Annotated in this window: 24 protein-coding genes and 1 pseudogene; 7 read left to right on the forward strand and 18 right to left on the reverse strand. The window is 56.9% G+C overall.

Features of this window, described 5'->3' with window-relative positions:
* The first annotated feature begins 43 nt into the window (after positions 1-43).
* The gene (locus tag ACOYW1_RS12740) at positions 44-1,978 is read left to right on the forward strand and encodes a HAMP domain-containing protein (protein ID WP_482423085.1); all 1,935 of its coding nucleotides are present in this window, start codon (positions 44-46) and stop codon (positions 1,976-1,978) included.
* Positions 1,975-3,504 (forward strand): response regulator, encoded by a 1,530-nt coding sequence (locus ACOYW1_RS12745; protein ID WP_482423086.1) that lies wholly within the window; start codon positions 1,975-1,977, stop codon positions 3,502-3,504. The genes ACOYW1_RS12740 and ACOYW1_RS12745 overlap by 4 nt, the downstream gene beginning before the upstream one ends.
* Before the next feature lie 15 nt (positions 3,505-3,519).
* Here the strand turns inward: ACOYW1_RS12745 and ACOYW1_RS12750 are convergent, their stop codons facing one another.
* The 3 genes from ACOYW1_RS12750 to ACOYW1_RS12760 all read right to left on the reverse strand — a co-directional run bounded on the left by ACOYW1_RS12750 (position 3,520) and on the right by ACOYW1_RS12760 (position 5,771).
* Positions 3,520-4,950 carry an MATE family efflux transporter gene (locus tag ACOYW1_RS12750; RefSeq protein WP_482423087.1) on the reverse strand — a complete coding sequence of 477 codons (1,431 nt, stop codon included), beginning with the start codon at positions 4,948-4,950 and terminating at the stop codon, positions 3,520-3,522.
* Positions 4,951-5,070: 120 nt separating this feature from the next.
* Positions 5,071-5,262, reverse strand: coding sequence for a hypothetical protein (locus tag ACOYW1_RS12755; protein WP_482416166.1), 192 nt, complete (start codon positions 5,260-5,262; stop codon positions 5,071-5,073).
* A 98-nt stretch (positions 5,263-5,360) separates the two neighbouring features.
* On the reverse strand, positions 5,361-5,771 hold the full coding sequence (locus tag ACOYW1_RS12760) for a DUF2721 domain-containing protein (protein ID WP_482416165.1): 411 nt from the start codon (positions 5,769-5,771) through the stop codon (positions 5,361-5,363).
* A 505-nt stretch (positions 5,772-6,276) separates the two neighbouring features.
* On the opposite strand from ACOYW1_RS12760, the gene ACOYW1_RS12765 reads away from it, so the two are divergent.
* From ACOYW1_RS12765 to ACOYW1_RS12780, 4 genes are all read left to right on the forward strand, one after another.
* Positions 6,277-6,477: a cold-shock protein gene (locus ACOYW1_RS12765; protein WP_180144650.1), complete on the forward strand. Its 201-nt coding sequence runs from the start codon at positions 6,277-6,279 to the stop codon at positions 6,475-6,477.
* A 297-nt stretch (positions 6,478-6,774) separates the two neighbouring features.
* Entirely contained in the window at positions 6,775-7,527 is a 753-nt protein-coding gene (locus ACOYW1_RS12770; protein WP_482423088.1) for a (Fe-S)-binding protein, read from the forward strand.
* Positions 7,520-8,950: a LutB/LldF family L-lactate oxidation iron-sulfur protein gene (locus ACOYW1_RS12775; RefSeq protein WP_482416163.1), complete on the forward strand. Its 1,431-nt coding sequence runs from the start codon at positions 7,520-7,522 to the stop codon at positions 8,948-8,950. The genes ACOYW1_RS12770 and ACOYW1_RS12775 overlap by 8 nt, the downstream gene beginning before the upstream one ends.
* Complete coding sequence (locus ACOYW1_RS12780; protein ID WP_482423089.1) at positions 8,943-9,602, forward strand: LutC/YkgG family protein; 660 nt, start codon at positions 8,943-8,945, stop codon at positions 9,600-9,602. Before ACOYW1_RS12775 ends, ACOYW1_RS12780 begins: the two co-directional genes overlap by 8 nt.
* 157 nt (positions 9,603-9,759) lie before the next feature.
* Here ACOYW1_RS12780 and ACOYW1_RS12785 read toward each other — a convergent pair whose 3' ends face one another.
* From ACOYW1_RS12785 to ACOYW1_RS12795, 3 genes are all read right to left on the reverse strand, one after another.
* A complete protein-coding gene (locus ACOYW1_RS12785) occupies positions 9,760-10,320 on the reverse strand; it encodes an outer membrane beta-barrel protein (protein ID WP_482416161.1) in 561 nt (186 codons plus the stop codon).
* A gap of 388 nt (positions 10,321-10,708) precedes the next feature.
* Complete coding sequence (locus ACOYW1_RS12790) at positions 10,709-11,698, reverse strand: ATP-binding protein (RefSeq protein ID WP_482423090.1); 990 nt, start codon at positions 11,696-11,698, stop codon at positions 10,709-10,711.
* 118 nt (positions 11,699-11,816) lie between these two features.
* On the reverse strand, positions 11,817-12,179 hold the full coding sequence (locus tag ACOYW1_RS12795; RefSeq protein ID WP_482423091.1) for a hypothetical protein: 363 nt from the start codon (positions 12,177-12,179) through the stop codon (positions 11,817-11,819).
* 750 nt (positions 12,180-12,929) lie between these two features.
* On the opposite strand from ACOYW1_RS12795, the gene ACOYW1_RS12800 reads away from it, so the two are divergent.
* Positions 12,930-13,325, forward strand: a complete 396-nt coding sequence (locus tag ACOYW1_RS12800) for a QcrA and Rieske domain-containing protein (RefSeq protein ID WP_482423092.1) — start codon at positions 12,930-12,932, stop codon at positions 13,323-13,325.
* 109 nt (positions 13,326-13,434) lie between these two features.
* Here ACOYW1_RS12800 and ACOYW1_RS12805 read toward each other — a convergent pair whose 3' ends face one another.
* The 12 genes and pseudogenes from ACOYW1_RS12805 to ACOYW1_RS12860 form a co-directional block, all read right to left on the reverse strand.
* Positions 13,435-14,430 carry a YhdH/YhfP family quinone oxidoreductase gene (locus ACOYW1_RS12805; protein ID WP_482423093.1) on the reverse strand — a complete coding sequence of 332 codons (996 nt, stop codon included), beginning with the start codon at positions 14,428-14,430 and terminating at the stop codon, positions 13,435-13,437.
* Positions 14,431-14,939: 509 nt separating this feature from the next.
* The gene (locus ACOYW1_RS12810) at positions 14,940-15,287 is read right to left on the reverse strand and encodes a TetR family transcriptional regulator C-terminal domain-containing protein (RefSeq protein ID WP_482423713.1); all 348 of its coding nucleotides are present in this window, start codon (positions 15,285-15,287) and stop codon (positions 14,940-14,942) included.
* Positions 15,288-15,346: 59 nt separating this feature from the next.
* On the reverse strand, positions 15,347-15,508 hold the full coding sequence (locus ACOYW1_RS12815) for a TetR/AcrR family transcriptional regulator (protein ID WP_482423094.1): 162 nt from the start codon (positions 15,506-15,508) through the stop codon (positions 15,347-15,349).
* A gap of 237 nt (positions 15,509-15,745) precedes the next feature.
* The gene (locus ACOYW1_RS12820; protein ID WP_482423095.1) at positions 15,746-16,027 is read right to left on the reverse strand and encodes a PilZ domain-containing protein; all 282 of its coding nucleotides are present in this window, start codon (positions 16,025-16,027) and stop codon (positions 15,746-15,748) included.
* A 122-nt stretch (positions 16,028-16,149) separates the two neighbouring features.
* Positions 16,150-16,314, reverse strand: coding sequence for a hypothetical protein (locus ACOYW1_RS12825; RefSeq protein WP_482423096.1), 165 nt, complete (start codon positions 16,312-16,314; stop codon positions 16,150-16,152).
* Positions 16,315-16,318: 4 nt separating this feature from the next.
* Positions 16,319-16,681 (reverse strand): methylenetetrahydrofolate reductase, encoded by a 363-nt coding sequence (locus ACOYW1_RS12830; RefSeq protein WP_482423097.1) that lies wholly within the window; start codon positions 16,679-16,681, stop codon positions 16,319-16,321.
* Positions 16,674-17,042 (reverse strand): methylenetetrahydrofolate reductase, encoded by a 369-nt coding sequence (locus ACOYW1_RS12835; protein ID WP_482423098.1) that lies wholly within the window; start codon positions 17,040-17,042, stop codon positions 16,674-16,676. The genes ACOYW1_RS12830 and ACOYW1_RS12835 overlap by 8 nt, the downstream gene beginning before the upstream one ends.
* Positions 17,043-17,436: 394 nt before the next feature.
* On the reverse strand, positions 17,437-18,090 hold the full coding sequence (locus ACOYW1_RS12840) for a methylenetetrahydrofolate reductase C-terminal domain-containing protein (protein WP_482423099.1): 654 nt from the start codon (positions 18,088-18,090) through the stop codon (positions 17,437-17,439).
* A gap of 1 nt (position 18,091) precedes the next feature.
* Positions 18,092-21,274: pseudogene (locus tag ACOYW1_RS12845) on the reverse strand (FAD-dependent oxidoreductase).
* 152 nt (positions 21,275-21,426) lie between these two features.
* Entirely contained in the window at positions 21,427-21,888 is a 462-nt protein-coding gene (locus ACOYW1_RS12850) for an NADH-quinone oxidoreductase subunit NuoE family protein (protein WP_482423100.1), read from the reverse strand.
* Between the two features lie 171 nt (positions 21,889-22,059).
* Positions 22,060-22,368, reverse strand: a complete 309-nt coding sequence (locus tag ACOYW1_RS12855; RefSeq protein WP_482423101.1) for a molybdopterin dinucleotide binding domain-containing protein — start codon at positions 22,366-22,368, stop codon at positions 22,060-22,062.
* 154 nt (positions 22,369-22,522) lie between these two features.
* Positions 22,523-24,544, reverse strand: coding sequence for a molybdopterin-dependent oxidoreductase (locus ACOYW1_RS12860; protein ID WP_482423102.1), 2,022 nt, complete (start codon positions 24,542-24,544; stop codon positions 22,523-22,525).
* Positions 24,545-24,928: the final 384 nt, after the last annotated feature.

Below are 24,928 nucleotides of genomic sequence, written 5' to 3' on the forward strand. Positions count from 1 at the left end.
ATACGTCGGCCGCTCCGTTACCCCAAGGACAGAATCAAAACCCATGACACCCTCTGCCCCAAAAACCGGCACGTCCTTCACCCTCTTTTCCGGGCTGGGACGAACCCTCACAAGCGGATTCCTGCTCTTTGCCCTGGTCCCCCTGACCCTGGTGAGCATTATCGGTTACGACAAAGCCCACCGAAGCCTCAAGGCTTCGACCCAGAAAACCCTTGAAATCGCCGCTGAAATGAAGACGCAGGAAATCAGCACCTATTTCAAGCACATGCTGGCTGAACTCTCCTTCGAAGCCGAAACCCTCGCCAACATCGCCCTGCTCGAGGAGATGGTCTCGGCTTTTCGCCGTTCGGGAAAAGAGCTTACGGATTTCGTCACATCGGACACCTGGGGCGCCATCAGCGCCTCCCTTGGCGAAAACCTCCGCCATGTCAAAGACACCTTCGGCTACCACGACGTTTTTCTTATCAGCCAGGATGGAGACGTCCTCTATACGGTGGCCCAGGAACCGGACCTCGGCACAAACCTGCTTACCGGCCCATACAAAGCCACCAAACTTGCGGCCTCCTTCAGAAAATGCGTTCAGACCAGAGAGATCGTCTTTTCCGATTACGAGCACTTCGAGCCCTCGGGAAACAGGGTGTGCGGCTTTTTTACCGCCCCGGTCCTGAACCTCGACGGACAGCGGATCGGCTGCCTCACCTTTCAGTTCTTCATCGACCCCATCAACGCCATCATGCAAAGGGAAACGGGCCTGGGAGACCGGTCCGAGACCTTTCTGGTGGGCTCGGACCTCACCTTGCGGTCCAACTCTGTGCTGGACCAGGAAAAAAGCCTTATCAAGGAAAAGATCCTCACCGACCAGACCGCACCGCTTATGGAGCACCACGATCACGGGGCATCGATCTACACCAGCCATACCGGCAACCAGGTACTGGGCATCCATCGCAGTTTCCTGATCCAGGGAATCGATTTTGGCGTTATCGCAGAAATTGAGGAGACAGAGGCGTTCTCCGGCATTTACGAACTGCGACGGCTGACCCTTTTCCTCATCGGAACAACCGCCGTTTTCGTGATCCTTTTTGCGGTGATCACCGTCCGGCGTATTGCGGGCCCCGTAGCCCATCTCTCCTCAGCTGCCAAGCAGGTGGAGGGCGGGGACTACTCACAGACCATTCACATTTCGTCCAAAAACGAAATCGGGGAGTTGGCCGACGCCTTCAACACCATGATGGACTCCCTGAGAAAAAACAGGGAGACAAACCGCCTGACGGAATGGTTTCAAAAAGGCCAGGTATCCCTAAACACGGAAATACGAGGCATCCAGGGACTTCCCGACCTTTGCCGGGGCATCATCACCTTTCTGGCCACCTACCTGAACATGGACATCGGAGCCATCTACATTGCCGACGATAACAACGACCTGACGCTCACCGGAAGCTATGCCTACGCACCGGCCACCGGCACCATCCGTGAATTCCAGTCCGGCCAGGGACTGGTGGGACAGGCCGCCCTTGAAAAAAGGCGAATCCTGCTGGACCGGATACCGGACGACGGCATGAGAATCCACACCGGCCTGGGCGACATATCGCCCCACGCCATGGCCATCACCCCCTTTGTGCACGACGAAAAAGTCATCGGGGTGACGGTCCTGAAACCTGGGGCGTTTTCCAGAGCGCCTCAATTTCTTACTCGGCCTCAGACCACATCGCCGTGTCCGTCCACACCCTCCTGTCCCACACCACCGTTCAAAACCTCCTGGAGCAGACCCAGGAGCAGGCAAATGAACTCGCCGCCGGGCAGGACAAGCTGCGCCGGAGCAACGACGCCCTCAGGGCCCAGTCAGAAAAACTCAAGGAACAAAAGAAGAACATCAACACGAAGAACAAAGAACTTGAAGCCGTTCGCAAGGAGCTCGAACAGAAAGCAAAAGACCTGGAGGTCACCTCCAAATACAAATCGGAATTCCTGGCCAACATGAGCCATGAAATCCGAACCCCTATGAACGGCGTCATCGGCATGACCGGTCTCCTGCTGGACACCCGGCTCACCGAGGAACAGCGCCGTTATGCCGAAACCGTCCGAACCAGCGGCGAGTCCCTCCTCTGCCTGATCAACGACATCCTCGACTTTTCCAAAATAGAGGCCGGCAAGCTGGAAATGGAGCAACTGGACTTTGATCTTAACTCCCTGCTGGGAGATTTCGGAGAACTGATGGCCCTTAAGGCCCATGAAAAAGGCCTGGAATTCATCTGCGCAAGCTCACCTGAAACGCCTTCCTATCTCAGGGGGGATCCCGGGCGCGTGCGCCAGGTACTCATCAACCTGACGGGCAACGCCATCAAGTTCACCCACGAAGGAGAAGTCGAGGTGCACGCGGACCTTGACTCCCAGACCGACAACACCGCCATGATCCGCTTTACGGTGCGCGATACCGGCATCGGCATCCCCGAAGAGAAGCAGGAGTCCCTCTTTGAGCAGTTCACCCAGGTGGACGCATCCACCACGCGCAAATACGGAGGCACCGGCCTGGGCCTTGCCATCTCCAAACAGCTCACAGAGGCCATGGGCGGAGAAATCGGGGTCCACTCGGAGCCCGACAAGGGAACGGAGTTCTGGTTTACCACGCGGTTCATCAAACAGACGGACCAGAAGCCCCAGCAGCTCCCCACCACCGACATCCAGGGCACAAAAATCCTTGTGGTGGACGACAACAGGACCAACCGGGACATCATTCGCATTCAGTTGACCACATGGGGCATGAAACCGGAGGAGGTGGAGGACGGACGGACAGCATTGGAACGGCTGCAGGAGGCCGTTGACAAGGGGGCTCCCTACCAGCTGGCCATCCTTGACATGCAGATGCCTGAAATGGACGGTGAGATGCTTGGAAAGGCGATTCGATCGAACCCCCGGTTTTCCGAAACACGCCTGATGATGATGACCTCCCTGGGAGAACGGGGCGACAGGCAGCGACTCGAAGAGATCGGCTTCTCCGCCTACCTGACCAAACCTGTCCGCCAGTCCGACCTGTTCGACAGCCTGGTCACGGTCCTGGCAGGCAACAAGGACAACACATGGAGGCCTGTGATGACCCGTCAGATCATCCCGGAGATGAAAACCGAAAGCGGTCGCATTCTCCTGGCGGAGGACAACGCCATCAACCAGAGAGTGGGCATGGGAATCCTGAAAAAACTGGGCCTTCGGGCCGATGCCGTGGCCAACGGCAAAGAGGCGATCCAGGCCCTTTCATCCATTCCCTACGACCTGGTGCTCATGGACTGCCAGATGCCTGAGATGGATGGCTTTGATGCCACCAGAAAGATTCGCGAATCGGGCTCCACGGCCCTGAACCGCGCCATCCCCATCATCGCCCTGACAGCCAACACCATGGCCGGGGATCGTGAGAAGTGCCTCAATGCAGGCATGAACGACTTCATCTCAAAGCCGTTCTCCCCCAGAGACCTGGCCGAAATCCTCAGCAAATGGCTGCCGACGGAGTCGTGAAAGAGAAACGTTCCCTCAGGCCGCCAACCGCCCCTCCCCGGCGTCATCAGCCGCCCTGCACGCCGCCACGGCGCGTCCGCTCACCAGCACCAGCCTCACCCCGAGAAACAACCCGGACACGGTCAGCCCCGCAATCAGGCTGAGCCAGAACCCGCGAGCCCCCATGGCCGGAACCAGGACATCGGTCATGGACAGGGTGTAGCCCAGGGGCAGGGTAATGACCCAGTACGCCGTAAAGGTCAGGAAAAAGGTCACCTTGGCGTCCTTGTACCCCCGAAGCGCCCCCTGGGACGTGGTCATCACGGAGTCGGAGACCTGATAGAGGGCAGCCAGAAAGAGAAGATCCACGGCCACGGCCGTGACCTCGGGGTCCCGGGTGTACACCGCCACGATCTCCCGGGCAAACCCAAGGGTGAAGCTCAAGGTAAAAAGGGACACCACCATGGCCATCATGCACCCGGTGAAACAGGAGTACCTGGCTCCCTCAGGGTCCCGGGCCCCCACCGCGTGCCCGGCCCGGATGGTCAGGGCCATGCCGATGCTCAATGGAATGGAAAACACCAGCCCGGAAAAGTTCAGGGCGACCTGATGGCCGCCCACCACCACGGGCCCCAGCACCCCCAGAAACAGGGTAATGCAGGCAAAAATGCTGCACTCCATAAAGATGGTCCCGGCAATGGGAAGCCCCAACGCCAGCAGCTCGCCCATACCGGCCGGAGACGGCAGGCTGAACTCGGCAAAGGGCTTACCCTCCCTGCAGGTCTCGCTGGACAAGGTGTAAAGGAGCATCAGCAGGAAAAAAAGCCAGAAGGTGAGCCCGCTGGCCCATCCGCACCCCGCTCCGCCCAGGGCAGGCAGCCCGAATTTCCCGTATATCAATATATCGTTGGCCACATAGTTAAAGGGAACCGTCAGCAACGAGATGATCATCTGGGGCTTGGTCCTTCCGATGCCTTCGGCGTAGGACTTCAGGACAAAGTACCCGGCAATGGCCGGAAACCCGAAAGAGATCCCTTCAAGGTACCCCTTGATGATGGGAACCACCTCATCCGTGATCTTCATCAAGTCCAGCACAGGGTCCATGTGCCGAATCCCCACAAACAGCAGCATGGAAAATGCCAGGGCCAGCCACAACGCCTGGCGAACCACCCGGCCGGACTCCCCTTTTCGGCCTGCGCCGGTCAGCTGAGCCGTGATGGGGGTTACAGCCATCATCAACCCGTTCATGGCGATAATAAAAGGAAAGCACAGGCTGCCGCCCACCGCAGCCCCTGCAAGGGCGTTGCTGCTGTAATGCCCTGCCATCATGGTATCGATAAAACCCGCTGCCGCTACGGAAAGCTGGGAAAGGATAATGGGGAGGGCGAGCCTTGCAATGGAGAAGGCTTCCGCCTTCCAGCTTCTTGGGGCTCCATGGAAGTTTGAGGTACGTGCGGGGAAAGTCATAAACATCACAATCAAGATAAATAAACGTTACAGCATGAACATGCAAAGGGACAAAAACAAAAACACCTTCCGAATCCGGAAGGTGCTTTTCATCTGATACCGACGGACAAGGCCGACGGGTTATTCGAAGGCAACGAGCGTGACAGCCAATTTCTCCTCAAGGCTTTTGATCTTCATGAGTTCGGCATCGCTGAGGGTGCTTGGCTCGGGGTTTGAGCAGGAGTATGCCACCAGGGTTTTGCCGAGATCCCTTTCCAGCGCCTTGATGGCGTCAAGTTTTTTGTCATCCAGTTTTGATGCGCTACAAAACATAACCCCTCCCTATGTGTAAATTGTTGGTGTATACCAAAGAATACATAACGGTTAAGCAGATGTAAACCGCCAAAATCCGTCACCTGCAGCCCTTACCTTTAATCTGCCTTCTTGTCTTTGGGATGGTGCATGGCCAGGTCTTCGAGTTCGATCTGTATGGCCCGTGTGCTGATGGCTATCTCATACAGAGACACCACAAGAGATAAAACAAGAAGCAACAGGCTGAGGCCGAAGCTCACCTCCGCCACTAAATCCATCTTGACAAACAGGCAAAACATGGCCACGGCGCAGAGAATAAAGGCAAACACGCCAAGCCCCTGCATCCAGCGAATCAAGGCAATCCGTTTCTTTAGATTGTTGATCTGCCGATACACCATCTCCCTCACCTGATCCCCTTCCCGGTCATGGAGCTGGCGGATCAACTGCGCAAGGACAAGGAACCTGTTGGTATAGGCGAGAAACAACAGGGAAATGGCGGGAAACAGCAAAGCTGGCGTGGTCAGGTTCATTGGCACTCCGTTGTATGAAGGGGCATGCCTGTGTCGACGAAACACAACGGCGTTAATACAGCATCCCGAAGGGCGATTCACCGGTTCTGCCCCAGAAGCCCTCTCCCGAAGCGGCCGGATCATCCGCTCTCCATACCCCTTTGCTCCAATGGAATCAAGGAGAATCCCCCCTGACGGACGCCTCGGGGTGTGAGACCCTTGCCTGCCGGACGTTTCACCATCCAACACGTATTTGGTTTAATATCAAACGGGTTACCTTGGAAAGAACCATGCCGGCGAAACGAACCAGGGCCACCACAGGCCGCGATATCCACCCTAATGGGCCCAATATTTTGAAAAATCATAAAAAAATCATTGACCTTTTCTTTGAGATCGATAAAAATGTCCGCCAGTGTCTCAAAAGGGACGAAGGGTTTCGTTATTTAGGAAGATCCATGTAATGCTTGGCGATACCTGAACATCGAACCAACTTTAAATCATCAAAGTTAAGTAAGGAAAAGTCACTATGGCTAATGGAATCGTAAAATGGTTTAATGACTCAAAAGGTTTTGGTTTCATTGAGCAGGAAGACGGACCCGATGTTTTCGTACATCACTCAGGTATCAACGGCACCGGCTTCAAATCCCTTGAAGAAGGTGCGCGAGTTACGTTTGACATCGAGCAGGGCCAGAAAGGTCCCGCCGCAGTTAACGTAACTGTCGTATAGATTTAGCTTATCCAGGGGCGCCCGGCTTTCGAGCCGAGGCGCCCTTTTTTTTTGCTCAATTTTCCCGTCCGCCCCGACGCATCACGTCATCCCATCCCGGTCGATTCCCTAGTTCACACGTCAGCCACGTACCCACCAGCTGGCAACGCCGCCCCACGGCACCTCATTGACACCCGCCTCTCAATTCGGCATAATAAGCCATTGATTTTTCTTTGATCCTGACCGCATCACCCCATCATCTCACCCTCACAGGATCCTTCCAACTTTCCCCATCCATCCCGGATACAGGACGATACCATGACCGAATTTCCACAAAACCCCTCCACGGTGTTTTACTTTGGAACCTGCCTGTCGGACATGATCTACCCAAAGGCAGGCCTGGCGGGCATCCGCCTTCTCCAACGAGAAGGGGTGGAAGTCATCTACCCCAAAAAACAATCCTGCTGCGGACAGCCTGCCTACAATTCAGGCTTTCCGGATGAGGCACGGGCCGTGGCCCTGGCCCAGGTAAAGGCCTTCTCCGGAAGCAACGCGCCCATTGTGGTTCCCTCGGGATCCTGCGCGGGCATGATGCACATCCACTACCCCCTTCTTTTTGAGAACGAACCCGAGTACTTCGAGGTCAAGCGCTTTTCCGAACGCATTTTTGAGCTCACCTCCTTTTTACGCCACAGCCTCAAGGTCACCTACACGGACAAGGGCCCTCCCGTGACCCTCACCTGGCACGGCTCCTGCCACGCCAGAAGTGAAATGGCCTGCACCGAAGACAGCAAAGCCCTCATCCGGCAACTGACCAACGTCACCCTGGTGGAGCTGACCAATGAACACGAGTGCTGCGGATTCGGCGGGACGTTTTCCGTAAAACGACCGGAAATCTCTGCCGCCATGGTAAAGGACAAGGTCCGCGACATTCAGGACACAGGCGCCACCGCCTACCTTACCGGAGACTGCGGCTGCATGATGAACATCAACGGCCACATGGGAACCGTCAAAAAACCTGTCTCCGGGTATCACGTTGCAGAATTCATACTGGAGCGAATCCATGGATAAGACCAGAAAATCCACCTTTGCCCAGAAAGCGGCCGGTGCCCTTGCCGATACCCAGCTTCGGGACAACCTGCGATTTGCCACCCAGAGCCTGAGGCAAAAGCGCATGGCCGTTTTTGACGACCCTGAAGCCACCGAGGCCCTTCGGGATACTGGAAACCTCCTCAAGGCGGGGGCCCTCACCCGGCTGCCCGATCTCTTGGAACAACTGGAGGCCCGCTGCACGGAAAACGGCATGACCGTGCACTGGGCGGAGACCACGGACGAGGCCAACCGCATCGTCTTGTCCATCATGGAGAAGCACGGTGCCCGGAAGGTGGTGAAGGGCAAATCCATGGTCTCCGAAGAGATGCACTTCAACGCCTTTATGAAAGAACACGGCAAAGAAGCCCTTGAGACCGACCTGGGGGAATTCATCATCCAGCTGAACAACGAGCCCCCCTCCCACATCATTGTGCCGGCCATCCACAAAAACAGGAAACAGATCGGAAAAATCTTTGCCGACAACATCCCCGGTACCACCTACACCGAAGACACGGACATCCTCCTGGCAACGGCCAGAAGGGTGCTTCGGGAACACTACCGCACGGCGGATATAGGGCTTTCCGGGGTGAACTTTGCCGTGGCCGAAACAGGCACCCTCTGCCTGGTGGAAAACGAGGGCAACGGGCGCATGTGCACAACGGTGCCCCCCGTGCATGTGGCCCTCATGGGCCTTGAAAAGGTGGTGGAGAAACTTGAAAATGTGCCGCCCCTGTACCGCCTGCTCTGCGGGTCGGCCACCGGCCAGCGCATCACCACCTACTTCAACATGATCAAGGGCCCGCGACAAAAAGGGGAAAAAGACGGCCCCACAGAGGTGCACCTGGTGATCCTGGACAACGGTCGATCCCGGATGCTTGGGGATCCCCAGCTTCGCCGGACCCTGCAGTGCATCCGATGCGGTACCTGCCTCAACCACTGCCCTGTGTACACACGCATCGGTGGCCACGCCTACGACGCCACCTACCCCGGCCCCATCGGCTCCATCCTCATGCCGCAACTGGCCGGGCTCAAGGCCAAAGGGGAGCTGGCCTTTGCCTCCTCCCTCTGCAACGCCTGCAGCGATGTCTGCCCCGTAAAAATCCCCATCCCCGAGCTGCTGCGACGCATGCGAGATGAGAGCTACCTGAAAAAAGGCACCGGGGTGGTTCCGGGGCACGGCTCAAAACGCAATGCCCTTGAGTGGGCAATCTGGAAGGGGTGGCGGTATGCTCACACCATTCCCCTGCTCCACTGGGCCATGCTGAAAACCCTGGCCATCACCGGCCGCATTCTCCCGAAGGTTGGCCCCTTGAAAACCTGGTCCCGCGTCCGGACAAAACCCGTCTTTGCCAAAGAGAGCCTCAAAGAGCTGATTCGACAGGAGGGAATACGCCATGAGTAGATCGTCTGCCAGAGCCCGGATCCTCTCGCGCCTCTACAAAAACGCCGAAACAGCCGGCTACACCCCGGAGGCCCCGCCCTGGAGCCCCCCTGCCCTGAGCCCGGCCAAACGCATCAACCGCTTTGTGGAGTTGATGGAGGCTGTGCGATCGGAAGTCTACCGCGTCAAGGGGGACGAGTGGGCTCCTGCCCTGCGAAAAATCCTTCGCACCCGGGAAATTGCCACCATGGCCTACGGCCAGGGGACGTGGTGCGGGGATATCCTTGAAAAAAGCTGGAAAGAGAAAGCCCACCCCACGGACCTCATCCCCTGGACCCAAGACGTGGAGGCATTTCGCGATGAGCTGTTCGATATCAACGCCGGGATCACCACCACCATGGGGGGCATCGCCGAAGCCGCTGCCCTGATCCTCTGGCCCACACCCCAGGAACCACGCCTTCTCTCCCTGGTGCCTCCGGTTCATATCGCACTGGTCAGGTCCAAGGAGATTTTCACATCCTTTCCAGAGGCCATCAAAAAACTGAACTGGTCCAAAAAAGCCCCCACCAACAGCCTGCTTATCTCCGGCCCCTCCAAGACAGCGGACATCGAGCTGATCCTCCAGTTCGGTGTGCACGGGCCCACGGACCTCATCGTCTTTGTCATTGATTAGCCCCTCAAAGGGCACGATATTCCCCGGTTTATGCAAAAACAAAAGGCCGCAGCATCCACGGATGCTGCGGCCCATTTTTTACCCATAACCTCTTTTTAAAAAATCGCACGGTGACATGGCAACCCTGCTGCCATTCACCGCCCCTCCATGGGTTTTCTTAAAAGGTATACACAAGGCCGGTTGAGAGCATGGTGGCCCCGTCCATCCTGCCGCTGACGTCAAAATACTCCACTTCGGCCCGGATACCGAAGCTACCCAGATTGATGGCCGCACCCAGCCCGCAGGCCACATCAAAGCCATCGTCACCGCCGTTGACGAGGTCGCTTCCGGAAAAATCTGCATCCCAGACAAAGCCGCCCAGCTTGCCGAACACATCCACGGGCCCCAACCCAAAAATCAGCATCCCGAAAAGATCAAAGCCGTCCAGCTCGACATCACCGTTCCTGCCGTTGGTATCGCCATCGGGGTTGCCGAAGTTCACATAGCCCCCTTCAACACCGAGAAGCCCCCACTTGAGCCCTCCAAAAATTTTATACCCCAGGTCACTCTCCTCGAACTCCCCCTTTGTGGCATCATCAAAATCAAAATCCGCCCCTACCTCGGCATACGCAAGACTGGCACCGATAAAAAACCCGTCGTCTCCGGCCGAAGCAACCTGAGGCAGAGCAAAGAGAGCAAGACAAACCACAAACACAACTGCACTGATTCGCTGTTTCATCGTTCGTTTCTCCTTTGAAATTTTCTATTTACAATCTGATATGGTGACGCATGACGATGCACATCGGCCCTTCCCTTGGTTGAAAACCAAAGACCCACCTTGCCGCCCTTTCAGAGCCATGTGGCCCCACATATCGCACAACGATTCGACGTCGCGTTGCACGCTCTCTGTTTCACGTTCGTAATCGGTAAGGTAAGAATGATATGGAGAGAGGCGAGATCACCCCGTGTGGCGATGGCACTCCATGCGCCACAGGAAATCCCGGGAATTGACTCGAACAGAATATTACCACCATCAACCTGTCATTTAAAGCACTTATCTTAATTTCGCAGATAATTCGCCACCACACCGACAGGATGAACGCGCTTCATGCTCTGGGAACCCGCATTTAACCGGGGATAAATGACGGCTCCTTGACCTCTTTCATGCAGACCGCCCCTTCCGGGCATCCCACAGCGCACTGCCCGCACCCCATGCATTTATCCAGATCAACCATGGCATGCTCCCCTTCCGGGATATTGATGGCATTGAAGTAGCATCGGTCCACGCAGGTTCCGCCACCGGCCTCATCCACCCGGGCCTGATACCTGCTGGGGTCACACAGGGAGACATCTCCTGAAATCATCATGGAAAAGGACTGACAGCAGCAACCACAGCAATTGCAGATAAAATGACCCGCATCAGAGGTGTTCATTGCCACGTGGACCAGGCCTGCCTCGGCACACTCCCGGATGATCCGACGGGCCTCCTCTTTATCAATTTCCCGCCCGGATCCCCTCTCCAAGGCATACGCCGCACTCCGGCCAATCTGGAGGCAGACCTCAATGGGGGCATCGCACTTCTGCATGGTCAGGCGACAGGTGCACTTGGTGACGGCAAGCTGTTCGGCGTTATCTACGATCCCCATCAAATTTTCAGAGGTCAGTATGGTGTGTTCAACCGGAGAAAGGGCCTCATTGACGGGGATCACCCGGGTATACGGCTTGGGCAGAAACCCTGCGAGCTGAGGTGCAAGGACGGGCCACTCGGTTTCCATATAGGCTTGCCAGTACCCGAGGAACTCCTGCGTTGCTTCGGGCCAGACAATGCTTGCATCGTGGAACTGGGCAATGTGCATGGGGGCACGCCAGCTTACTGGCTGGCCGGGCTTCTTTTTCTTAAAGGCAAGCCCTTTGCGAAACATATCGTTCAGGTCGTTTTCAATCGCCCCTTCCGGGCGATCCGTTTTCATCGCAAGGTCAGCCACGGTGCCCGGAAGGGCCACCAGGAGATCGGCCTGCACGTCAGTAATCATGCTCTTCAAAATGTGTGGGATATATACGGAATCCGGGTGAAGCATGTTGGCGGCAAAGCGTTGATACGATGTTGTTTCGGTCATGTGCTATGCTCCTTATTTGGTTTCTCCCCACCCACCTTCTGGGGGTTGCTCATCATACCAGCGAACAGCAACATATTGAACATCCGACAATAAATTCTGAGAGATATCCGGGCCTTTGTCACGTTTTTTTGATGGGGGCGCCGAACAGAACCGTGGTTCCGAACTCAATGATGATACCGAAGATCGGATTGATACAAAGAATGGAGACAATGACAACCCACGAGAACCCGAGCATGGCATCGGCATAGGCAAAAATCGCTCCCACAACCGCCCCCATAAGGGCACCGTGTCGACTCCAGGTCAGTGTGGTGATGTTCGATATGCCAACGGCAAACCCGATCATGGCCCTGTTGAGAAGGATAAAGCCCAAATTCGATGCCCCCAAGGGAAGACCATAAAGGTATTTCCCCATGAAAAAGCAGGCAACGCCACAAAGAAACCCCATAAAAACAGCAATCTTCAATCGTCTTGCTTCAAACATGTCCTTCTCCTGATTTTTTAGCCCGGATATTTCATGAGAAAACAACTACTCCAAAAGAAACTTTCATAATTTCATACAGCTACAATAAAAATATCAGCTCTTTTTAAAATGTAAATCAGCGTTTGCTGTTTGATTTTCTCACCCTTCGGGCGAGCCGGGTTAGGTAAAGGTTCAACACTGAAGCCCGCAAGTCACGGTTTCCATCATCAAGGTTGGCATCGAGAGATGCCATGTGTTTACCGAGCCTTTTAGCAGCCTCTGTCACCATCGTCTCCCCACCGGAGAGACCCCTCGCCCGACCAAGAGATCGGGGTTGACGAATGAGCAAAGCAAGGTATGAGCCAAAAAGGGAAAAGCCAGCATTAAGGATCAGGAGAGGCCTCTCTCAAGTTTTGGGAAACGGGCAACCGGCGACATAACGTCAGAGGACAGGCCACCCCGACGAGATATCGCCCCAAAAACGCCCCTGGTTCTATCAGCCCATGCGGCATCCATGCCCTGATTCCATGCCACGTTTGCACTCCCCCATGATTTTCTTCTACAGAAAAAAAAGCCTTGCAAAGGACACACCGGAACCCTCAGCTTTTCCTTCTTTGTAACCACCTGTTATGGATTGACGGTAAGGTATCACAGGGGCTAAACTGATGCGTCAACATCCTATCAACAAAAAACGAGACCTTTACGGACGCAGGCAAACACCACCCTGTGACACATAAAACCCACCCACAACAAAGGATGGACACATTGGGCTTGATCAAGAAGATACTGGGCATTTGCGACACACGCTTACCGGCAGACCCCGAGGCATGGACACGGACCGGCTCCCTGCTGACCCTGGACCTGTCAAAGCTTCCCGAACTGCAGGAACACGGAGGGGCCATTCGACTGGAGGGCAAGGGCCTTGAAAAAAGGATCTTTGTAATCCGCGGAGAAGGGGATGCCTACCACGCCATGGAGAACAAATGCACACACATGGGGCGGCGGCTGGACCCCGGGAGCAAACCGGGAACCGTGACGTGTTGCAGTGTTTCAGGCTCGACCTTCGATTGCTCCGGCACCCCGGTGGCAGGGGCCGCCAAACGCCCGGTTCATCATTATGCCGTCGAAACCAGGGACCATGTCCTGGTGATTGACATGGCCTCATAAGCTGGGTTTCTGTCCCCACAGGGGGTCTGCAATAAGCCGGGAGGCAATCAGCACCTCCCGGCTTCTTATCGTACCGGGCATCCCTCCATCGGTTTGGTGGCACCCCGACCTACCCCAGCCCAACAACGGTCCGCCCTTTGTGGCGACCGGCCAGCATGTCGTCTATCCTTGCGCTCAGCTGGTCCAACCGGATTTCACTGGCCACCTCGTCCATGGTGTCGAGCTTCCAGTCCGAGGCCAGTTTTTTCCAGATCTTTTGGCGGCGCGCCATGGGGCAATTCTGGGAATCGATACCCACCAGGGATACCCCGCGCAGGATAAAGGGATACACCGTAAGGTCCAGATTCGCCCCGGCAGCGTTGCCACAGCTTGTGACCACCCCGGTGGGTGCTGTGGCCTTAACGGCCGATGCCAGGATATCGCCCCCCACGGTGTCAATGCAACCGGCCCATCGTGCCTTCAGCATGGGGCGCCCAGATTGTCCCTCGGCCTCGGCCACGGAGAGCACTGTCTCTACCCCCAGGGACTTCAGATACGGGGTTTCGTCCGTTTTACCCGTTACCCCGGCGATGCGGTAGCCCAGCTTTCTCAAGATAGCCACGGCAACGCTGCCCACGCCCCCAGAGGCTCCGGTCACAAGCACCTCGCCCCTGTCCGGGGTCACCCCGCCTGCCACAAGGGAATCCACGGACATGGCCGCGGTGAAGCCTGCGGTGCCGTAGGCCATGCTCTCCTTCAGGGAGAGCCCCTCTGGCAGCGGCACCACCCATCCTGCAGGCACACGGATGTACTCACCAAAGCCCCCCGATGTATTCATCCCGAGGTCATAACTTGTCACGATCACCTTGTCCCCGGTCTTGAAACGCGCATCCGAACTCCGGTACACCTCCCCTGCCGCGTCAATGCCCGGGGTATGGGGATAAGCCTTTGTCACCCCCCGGTTCCCCGTGGCGGACAGGGCATCCTTGTAGTTTAACGAGGAGTAGTAGACCCGCACCACAACCTCCCCTTCGGGCAGATCGTCGATGCTCCTGGCCTCAATGGTGCCCTTGCATGACCCGTCTGCCATCTCCCGAACCACCAACGCATTGAATGTTCTCATCATGTTTTCTCCTTTTCAACAGAGACCGACCGGTCTCCCCTTTTGATTAACAAAAAAAATGGTAACTATTCAGCTTATGCCTCCGGCGGCCCTGCCGGGGGCCAAACACTTAAAAAATTTGATACTTCCACCAGTAGAAGTAGACAACTTATCAAAAATATGAACGGTTCATCATACTGAGCGAGACGCACTGAAACGGAGCGCCGCACTCCTGTGCGGCTTTTTGGTCCGTTGTGCCCCATGCCGCACCGGAGTGCGGCGCTCCAGGGGGCAAGAGGGTCTCAATGGTAATGAAAACAAACTAATGGAACGATGCAAAAGGCCAAAAAAGCCTGATATTGGCGCCTTAAGGCGCAGAAACAGACCGCTTTGAGCGGTTATCATACAAACCTCCCGTTCGACGAAGAGGTGATGTCTTTGCCTGTTTGGATCAGGGACGTTTTTGCAGACTTTTTTCAAAAAAGCGACCCGCCGGAGGCAGGCTGAAACATCCTTTGCCCACCGGTATAAACTCAAGGCCTGAGGCTTGCAAGGTACCCCATCAATGACCCGATGGTGGCCTCCAGGTTGGCCTTGGACTTGTCCGAAGTGTACATCACACAAGCCCCCAAAAGCCCTGAGACCAGCATCTCCGTGACGGCACCGGTATCGACGGAGGCGTTCAGTTCCCCCTTGCCCTGGGCCTCATCCAGGAGCCCTTTCACCATGGCCTTTAGCCTTTCAAACCCCTTGTTCACTTCGGCCGCCAGGTCGGCCCGCTGATCATTGAGCTCCACGGCAAAGGTCACGAAGATGCAGCCGCCCGGAAGGTCGTCGGACGTCAAGTACCGATACTGGTAGTTGTCAAAGAGGCGGACCACCTTGCCCAACGGGTCGTCAAGTTCATCCAGGCCGTCCAGATTCTTGTCCCGCCAGATGCTCAGGGCCGCGTAAAAAGCTGGTCCTTGCTTTTAAAATGGTTGTAGAGCCCCCCCTTGGATGCCCCGGCCGCTGCCATGACATCGGAAATGGAGGTGTTCATAAAGCCCTTTGTGGAAAACAAACGCAGGGATTCGGTAATAATCTTGTCTTTAAGTGCCATGCTGTTTCCTGTTCAACAATCCATAGGACAGACCGGTCGGTCTCTCGACAATACTACGCATTCTCCGAGACCTTGTCAAAAACAAAAAAACCACAGCATCCCCCATGCTGTGGTTTTTGTATGTTCCGAGACAGGATGAGCGGCCCGGGCTCCCGGGCCCGACGCCACTCACCCTTCAGCCAGAACAAAAACACCGCCTGTTTCCCTGCGAACGATCCCACGGCCACCCGATGTCGATCAAACCTCACACTTGAGGCCGATATCGTACTTTTCGTCGTCCCCGGATCCGATTTTGTGACACCATGCCACCGTGCATTTGTTGGTGGAAGGAAAATTCACCGTTTTGATGAACACTTCGGTTCCGGGCTCCATGGGCGTGTCGGACTCAAAGCACATGCCGTCTTCGCTGAAGTTGCACATCATGGCATCATGGTAGTGATCGGCAGACCCATCGGTAAATACAACCTGGGTATCAAACTCATTGCGTTCTTCGTGTCGTTTCTCCTTTGATTCGTTCATGGTCTCCCCCTTTCCCCAAACGAGGGTAAAGCAATCATGCCCTTTTGAGGGGCGGCACCCTATGTCCCCGCCCCCGGGCCCGGAAACGTCACGGGCCGGAAAAGGGCCAGCCCTGCCGGTGATCATTGGATCTCTGCCGCAGCCATGATCTCCGGCACAAGCTCTTCCTTACCGATCGCCATGATGTGGACACCGTCACACACCTTTTCGTCACGGATCTGCCTGATCATGCGACCGGCAATCTCTATTCCCTTTTTAAGCGCCCCGCCCTTGGGGGCTGATGCCATTTCATCAACCAGCTCCGGCGGGGGAAACCACAACCCCAGCAATGTTTGCGTTCATAAACCGGGCCATGGGGGCCGATGTCAGCAGGATGATCCCTGCCAGCACTTTCACCGGAAACTGCCTTGCGTAGCCCATAAACGAGGTAAATTTCTCCATGTCGAACACCGCCTGGGTCTGAATGAATTCCGCCCCTGCCTCAATCTTCTTCTCAAACTTTATCAATTGCGGCTCAAGGGGATTCGCCTCAGGCGTCACAATGGCACCGGCGCAAAAGGAGATGCCGCCTTCCAGTTCGCTCCCCCCTAAGTCTTTCCCGTTTTCCAGCATCCTCACAGCCATGACAAGCTGGCTCGAATCAAGATCAAACACCCCCTTGGCCTCCGTGGTTGCCAGATAGTATTACCGAGCCACCGGTGAGGCAGAGGACGTTGTTGATGCCCCTGCTGTGCGCGAACAACAGATCGGCCTGGAGCGCAAGGCGGTTGCGGTCCCGGCACGTCATCTGCAGGATCGGCTCCCCTCCCATCTCCTTGACGAGCAGGGCTGCCCCCAGGGACGGAAAGCGCATCACCGAGCTCTGGTGATCGGTGAGGTTCATGGCATCCACCTTATCCTTCAAGAGCTCCACATGGTGAGCCATCGCCTCCAGGTTTGTCCCCTTGGGAGGTGCCACCTCGCAGGTAACGACAAATTTTCCCGAATCGAGTGCTTGCTTAAATAAGGATGCCATATCGCGTCTTTCCCCATTGAAATGTTACGGGTTCGCAAATGTTCCATGGGCTCGTTTCTCGCCCATTGCGCATTCGCTTACGGGCTTCGCCCGTGGCAGACTGTAAAAAGTTGGTCAGCCGAAACGACTCAGTTCAATAAAGCCTGCCGGAGGCAGTCCGGTTAAACTTGATAATCAATGAGTTACGATAACGAATCATAGCCATTCAAAGCTTGTCGCATCGCTCGTACAAACCACCAGCATATGCTTCAGGCGAAGGCCGTTGCAATTTGGCCCGAGGAACGAGGGACAAATCGCAACGGCAATCAGCTTTCGAGGTGGCTCACCTCGCCGCCGGAGGCATGCTTTTTTACAGATAGAAGACTTTTTTTGTTTTTTCTCTGAGCCCTCAACCTTACTCAAAAGGCAGCCTGGATTTGCCGGGGGACGGCTCCCCGAGGCAATTTCTGGGTTGTTGCAGCTTTCGCATCAGGTCAAGCCTTCCAAGCTCTTTCAGCCGGTTGTAGATAAGGGTCCAGGCGCATGCCTTCTCCTTGTCGATCTCGCATTTCCCGTTATCGGTCCCGCCGCACGGACCGTTTACCAGCCCCTTATGGCAGGCCGTCACCGGGCAAATCCCTCCGGTTTCGCCGATGATGCAGGTCCCGCACTGGGTGCAGATTTCGTTGTATTCTCCGGGGGTCGTCTCTTTCCCCACAAAGAGGGTATCCAGCGCCGGAATCACCATGGCCTTGAGCTGCCTTGCGATGGTCTGGACCCCGAAGGCACAGGACATGATAAGGAGGGCATCGGCCTGGGAGATGCTGTTGCCGTGGTCGGCAAGGATTTCTCCTGTCAGGTGGTCACAGGCCACGGGCACCACCGTATGGCCGGTGATCAGTTTGCCTGCGCCGGACAACCGCTCTTTCATGGCACGGACCTCGGGCTCGCCGCCGGTGCGGGTAAGGGTCGTACAGGTGCCGCAGCCGATGATAAAGACCCTGGCACACCCCTCCAGAAGCCGGTCAATCTCCTCTTCCGTTTTTTGTCGTGTAATGGCCCGGATCATATTATTTCTTCTCCTTTTCAAGGTCGCACCGGAGGCATCTCACGGCCTCTCGAATGGCCTCCTCTTCCGTAAACCCCATCTCCACTTCACGGAAATCCCTGATGCGGTCGCACGGATCCTCATGCTTGGTGCAGACCCTCGGTGTGTCGCCCTCTTTCTCGCTTTCAAGGGCCAGCCCGGCATCCACCGCCATGTCCGTTTTTTCATCTGCTATCTCGATGCGCCCTTTGAGCCCTTTAAGGTATCTTTCGATGGCGATGGCGGCCCTGCGCCCCGATGCCACGGCCCGGATCACAAAGGTGGGGCCTGAGGTGAAATCCCCCCCGGCAAACACCCCGGGGATATTGGTGGAGAGGCTGTTCTCATCCACCACAAGGCTTCCCCAGAGTTCCCTTTCAAGTTGGCTGTCCTCTGAGATAAAGGAGGTGTCCGGGGCCTGGCCGATGGACGTCACACGGTCCGCATCGATGACCTGACGTCGCCGACTCATCGCTTTTCAAAGTGCCCCTCTTGGTCAAAGACCGAAACGCAACGGACAAACTCGATCCCGGTCACCTTTTCGTTGTCGTGTATGATCCGTTTGGGCTCCCACTCCTGGGTTCATCACACCCTCTTCCAGGGCTTCGGCCACCTCCTTCTCCCAGGCAGGCATCATGTCCCTGTCTTCCATGCAGAAGAGGTGAACATCGGCGGCCCCGGTCCTCAGGGCGGTCCGTACATCTTGATCAACATTCCCGCCGCCGATGACCACGGTCTTGCCGTCAAAGCCCCTCACCTTTCCCTGCCGCACATCACACAAATACCCGAGGCCGTAATGGAGCCCTGTCAGATCTTTCTTCTCGCCCGGGATTCCCATGCGCTTGCTGGTCTGTGCTCCGGCGGCGATGAACACGGCGTCGTACCCTTCGCCCATCAAATCATCCACCGTGTGCCGTGAGTCCACCGGAGTGTTGTACCGGATCTCCACACCGCAGGCTTCGATGTACCGGACCTCTGCGTCGATGACTTCAGGCGGCAGCCTGAACTCCGGCAACGCGATGCTGAGCATCCCCCCGGCCTTTGGCTGGGCTTCAAAGACCGTGACCCCGTATCCGGCCTTTCGGAGAAAGTAGGCGCAGGAGAGGCCGGACGGGCCAGCCCCCACCACGGCGACTTTTTGCGCCTGAGTGAGGGGAAAGGGGCTTGCCGGAAGCCCGATGTTCTTGAAATACCAATCCGAAGCAAACCGCTTGAGGGAACGGATCGCCACGGGTTCGTCAAGCTCTCCCCGCCTGCATTTGTACTCGCAGGGGTGGATACACACCCTGCCGCACACCGCCGGGAAGGGGTTCCGTTCCCGAATGATATCAACGGCCTTTTGGTACTCTCCCTTGGCAATGGCGGCCACGTAGTTCGGCACGTCGATGCCTGCCGGGCAGGCGTGTTGGCACGGGGAGATCACGATCTCGTCGCAGGTGGCCCCGGCGCAGCGGTGCTCCAGGATGTGGTCCCTGTACTCCGCCTCAAAGTACTTCAGGGTTGAGAGGGCCGGTTTTGCGCAGGCCTGCCCCAGGCCGCACAGAGAAGTTTCCGTTACGGTGGCGCCGATCTCCCTTATGGTGTCAAGGTCCCGGAGCTGTCCCTTTTTCTGGGTAATCCGCGTCAGAATGTTGAGGAGCTGGGTGGTCCCCAGGCGGCAGGGAGCACACTTTCCGCACGACTCGGACTGGGTAAACCCGAGGAAGAATCGCGCGATTTCCACCATGCAGTTGTTCTCGTCCATCACCACCATGCCGCCGGACCCCATGCATGCGCGCTGAAGCCGTGAAATCGTCTCGTAATCAATGGGCGTGTTAATAAGCTGCGCCGGGATGCATCCCCCTGCCGGGCCGCCCATCTGGACCGCCTTGAATGCTCTCCCCTTGGGAATCCCGCCGCCGATACCGAAGACGATGTCATGGATGCTGGTACCAAAGGGGACCTCCACCAGCCCGGTGTTGTTGACCTTCCCGGCCAGGGAGAAAATTTTGGTGCCCCCGCTTTCTTCCGTCCCCACCTCGGTGTACCAGGCCGCCCCGTTGTTGATGATCAAGGGGACGTTGGCCAGGGTCTCCACGTTGTTGATGTTGGACGGTTTCCTGTCCAGCCCCTCCTGGGCCGGGAACGGAGGCCTGGGGTTGGGCATGCCCCGCCTTCCCTCGATGGAGGCCATGAGGGCGGTCTCTTCCCCGCACACAAAGGCTCCGGCCCCCTTCTTCAGTGAGAGGTGAAAACAAAAACCTGTTCCGAGAATGTTTTCTCCGAGAAGCCCCAAGGCCTCCAACTGACGGATGGCAATGGAGAGGTGCTCCACGGCAATGGGGTACTCTTCCCGTACATAGATCACCCCGTGCTCGGCCCCCATGGCATAGGCACCGATCATGAGACCCTCGATGACGGAGTGCGGATCCCCCTCAAGCATGGCCCTGTCCATGAAAGCCCCGGGGTCGCCCTCGTCCGCGTTGCAGATGACGTACTTGGGCGAGCCTGTGGCTTTTCTGGTATACGCCCACTTCAGGCCCGTGGAGTAACCGGCCCCGCCACGCCCCTTAAGCCTGGCTGCCGTCACCTCGTCGATGACCTCATCGGGGGACATGGTGCCCAGCACCTTGGCCAGGGCACGATACCCGCCGGATGCGATATAGTGCTCCACCTTTGTCGGATCGATCTTCCCGCAGTTTGCAAGGACCCGCCGCACCTGCTTTTTGTAAAAAGGAATCCTGTCTTTGTAGAATATCGGCTGGTTCGTGGTGATGTCCCTGTAGGCCAGCTTGTCCACCAGCCTGTTTGCCTTGATCGTCTCCGACACGATATCTGAGGCGTCTTCAGGTGCGACCTCCTGATACTGGATCCCCATGGGCTCGATGGCAACCACAGGCGCTTTTGCGCAAAACCCGTGACAGCCTGTGGAGCGGACCTCCACACGCCTCGAAAGGCCCTGCCTCTCCACCTCCCTACCGATGGATGTGAGCACCTCCTTTGCCCCGTACGCCCTGCACCCTGTCATGCAGACCAACACGGTGGTTTTCTCATCACCACTGCCCACACGGAGGGTGTTCCTGAGCCATTCAAGCTGCCCTATGGAAAGGAGTTTTTTCATATGACGTCCACTCCATGTTGCCTCCGGCGGGCAGGGGCTAAGCCCCTGCACCCCAGGCTCGCACATGCTCTGAGCCCTCGTTCCTCGGGCCCTTCACATGTGCTGACGGGCTGCGCCCGTGGTTCAACAGCACGGCAGGTTATCCCAGCCTAACTGTGTCGATTCTCGATCGGTGGCTTCTCCACCGGTATCGTAACCAACTATTTTTTACCGAACAATCACGATTCCTCTTCCTTGCTTTCGGTAAAGTGCGCTAAAACAGATTCGATCTTCCTGGGGGACAGCCTGCCCATGTACTCCTTGTTCACCATCATGGTCGGGGCGAGAAAACAGGCCCCGAGACAGGCGACGGTTTCAAGGGAATATTTGTAATCAGGGCTTGTCTCCCCTTCATCGAGGCCGAGTTCCTTTTTCATGATGGCAAGAATGCTCCGGCTCCCCTTGACGTGGCACGCGGTGCCGCGACAGACCTTGAAGACATGCTTGCCCTTGGGTTTCAGGCTCAGACCGGCATAAAATTCGATCACCCCCTGCACCTCACTGGGATAGAGCTTCAACGCCGAGGCGATGGGGGCAATGGCCTCCGGCGGAATGTAGCCCAGCGCTTCCTGCACCTCCTGCAGAAGCGGGATAAGCCCCCACCTTTCCCCCCGGTGCTTCTCGATAATCGCCGAAAGCATTTCCAGTCTATCTACCTCGTTCCATCGGCGCCTCCGCGCCCCCTTTTCTTGATCAAATCGCTAAATGCTCTTCAACGTCCCCCACGTCCATACTCCCCCTGACCTATTCACCACTCCCTACTCACTACTTACCACTCACCATTCACTATCCCCTATTCACCCGTTCTATCTTTACCCTGCACGACATCCCCCCCTTCCCGCTTGCGAAAGGGGAAAAAGATTCATGACGTCGTTGCCCCAAAAGCCCCTGGGGATAAGCACCGCGCCCTTGGCCATGTCCGACGCGATAACAACGCGTCTTTCTATGGCCCCATGGCGGGATTCAATCCGCACCGGGTCTCCCTCCCGAAGGCCGAGCATCCCGGCATCCGCTTCGGAAATTTCCATGGCCCCGCCCTCTCCTGCCGTCCTGATCCGTTCCGAGTGAGATGTCCGTGTTCCGCTGCCTGCGTGAAGCCTTCGGGATCCTGCAACCATCATGAAGGGATAAGCCGGATCGTCCGTCCCTTCCGCATATGCGATGGGCTGAAAAGATATCCTGGCATCGTCTCCATGGTTCTCTGCGGGACTCTCGTCACGTGCCCACAATGGGACAAGGCGTTTGATCTCGGCCCGAACCGCCTCCAACCCCAGGTCATCTCCACGGTATCCCAGCCCTTTTGCAACCAGGCCCAGGATATCGAGATCGGCCTTGGCTTCCCCCGGAGGAGGCACCGCAGGGGTAAGGCTGAACTCTTCCTTCCAGTAACGATCCGGCTTTTTCAGCCGGGGCTGCTCCGGGAAGCACCACATCCGCGATGTTCACGGTTTCGGTTTCAAGGATATCCTGCACCACCACAAGCTCGAGGTTTTCAAGGGCCGCCTTCACCCTCTGCTGCTGGGGCATGGCCCGAAGGGGGTTCTCCCCCATGATGTAGAGCGCCTTTAAGTCGCCCTTTTCAGCGGCCTCAATCATGCCGCCCATGCACAGCCCCGCGTCAGGAGAAAAATCCGTGCCCATCGCCCATGCACCCAACAAGTTGTTCTCCCGTGTTGAGAACCATACCCCCGCAGGCGAGCGTCCCGGGTCTCCTGAGACAAGGGCAAGATTGACCAGGGCATTCAGCGCCGAGCCCCCGTCGTCGGCCTCCAACACCTCGCACCCGGCAACCAACACAACCCGGCGGCCTGCGATGATTCCTGCGGCCTCCTTGAGCACTTCAACGCCCACGCCTGCTGTGCGGCACATCGTTTCGATGTCAAGGCGGCTAACGTCCCGTTCGAAATCACCCAAATTATCGGTCAACCCGGCGATGCCGTCTCGATGGGTGTTGCTGTGGCTGAGCACCAGGGCGGAGAGGGCATGCATCACCTGCCCCAGATGCCCGCTACCGGGTAATGGCCTCAGCCAGCGTGTCGAAAGGGATGTAAAATCCGACGTCAGGCTGTCCACCACGATGAGCGGGACCCCGTTTCGTGCGGCCCTTTTCACGTGGTAACTCGCCACCGGAACGGTTTCCCCCTGATCGGCCCCGGCCATGACGATGACGTCAGCCTTTTCCATATCGGAAAGCCGGGTAGCCCCAAAGATGCCACGGGTTTTCCTGAAAAAATCAGCCAACCGGTTTCGCCCGCAGAAAACGCCCCCGTTGTCGATGTTGTGTGTTCCGAGTATCCCCCTTGCCATTTTCTGGAAAAGGTAATTCTCCTCATTCGTGCATTTGGTAGAGCCGAAAAAACCGATGGACGAAGCACCGTGCTTGTCCCTGATCTCAAGGAGCTTTTCAGATACAGCCGACACAGCCTCATCCCATGGAACGGAAGCCTGTTCTCCGCCCTTCCGCAACCTCGGGCGAAGGAGCCGGTGCGTTGAGTTCAGGTAGTCATGGGCAAAATGCCCCCTGACGCACAGGGTGACGCCGTTGACGCTCTCCCTTGAACGGGCAGGGCTCACCTCCACAACCCTGGAGCCGAAAACGCCCAGGGAAAGGGAACACGCCACACCGCAAAACCCGCAGATCGTGTCATGCTCGCGCTCCGGAGTTCCGGAAAACACGCTCTTTTTCTGAGACAGGGCCCCGGTGGGGCACAGGGAAACGCAGGTCCCGCAGAATGTGCAGGACGACTCGGTTAACGGGTGATCATGGAGCGTGGCCGGACGTGAATCAAACCCCCGCAAGCTGTAGTCGATGGTGCCCTGGGCAACGAGTTCCTTGCAGCCCCTGATGCACCGTCCGCACAGGATGCACTTGGAAAGGTCCCGAACGATAAAGGGGTTGGACTGGTCCAGTGCATTGACATGGGGCATGGGATACAGCTCCGGCTCCCCCACCCCGAGCTCGGCGGCAACCCGTCGGAGCTGGCACCTGTTGCCCTTGCTGCAGACCACACAGGATTCCGGGTGCTCGGCTATCATCAGCCGCACGATATTGCGCCTGTGCGCAAGCACCTCCTTTGTGTGCGTCAGCACGCTCATCCCGCCTAAGACCGGGGTGACGCACGAGGCCAGCAGCCTTCCGCTGTGCTCATCCTCAACAAGGCACATGCGGCAGGCTCCATGGGGTTTCAATTCCGGGTGATAACAAAGCCTCGGAATATAGATCCCAGCCGATTCCGCAGCCTCGAGAACGGATGTCCCGACCGGGCAACCGACTTTCTTTCCGTTTATTGAGATCACCGTTGATTCCAAAAGCCACTCCCCTTTGTTTCCTGCTTGTCGCGGCAGTCTCTTGGCCTGCAAAAAAATAAACAGACAAAAAGGGTGAGCCCTTATCGGGGACCGATCTCAGGGACTGCGGGATCAAGGCGGGTCCAAATCAGAACGTCGGAGCTAAAATGGAATGAGAATGGGGACGAAGAAGACAAAAACAGGGAAGATCAATCCGAAACGATAGGCATTGGCAACGTCATGGCCGATTTTGTGACACCGTGGTTACCGTAAATATAATATCTGCAGGCGCTGCCTGCCGTAGTTTGAATGGCGTGGGTACAGGGCCCTACAGGATCCTTGGATTCAAAGTACAGTCCGTCTTCTGTGAAATTGTGCATCATGACGATATGA

Source organism: Desulfoluna sp. CYM3A (assembly GCF_056829965.1).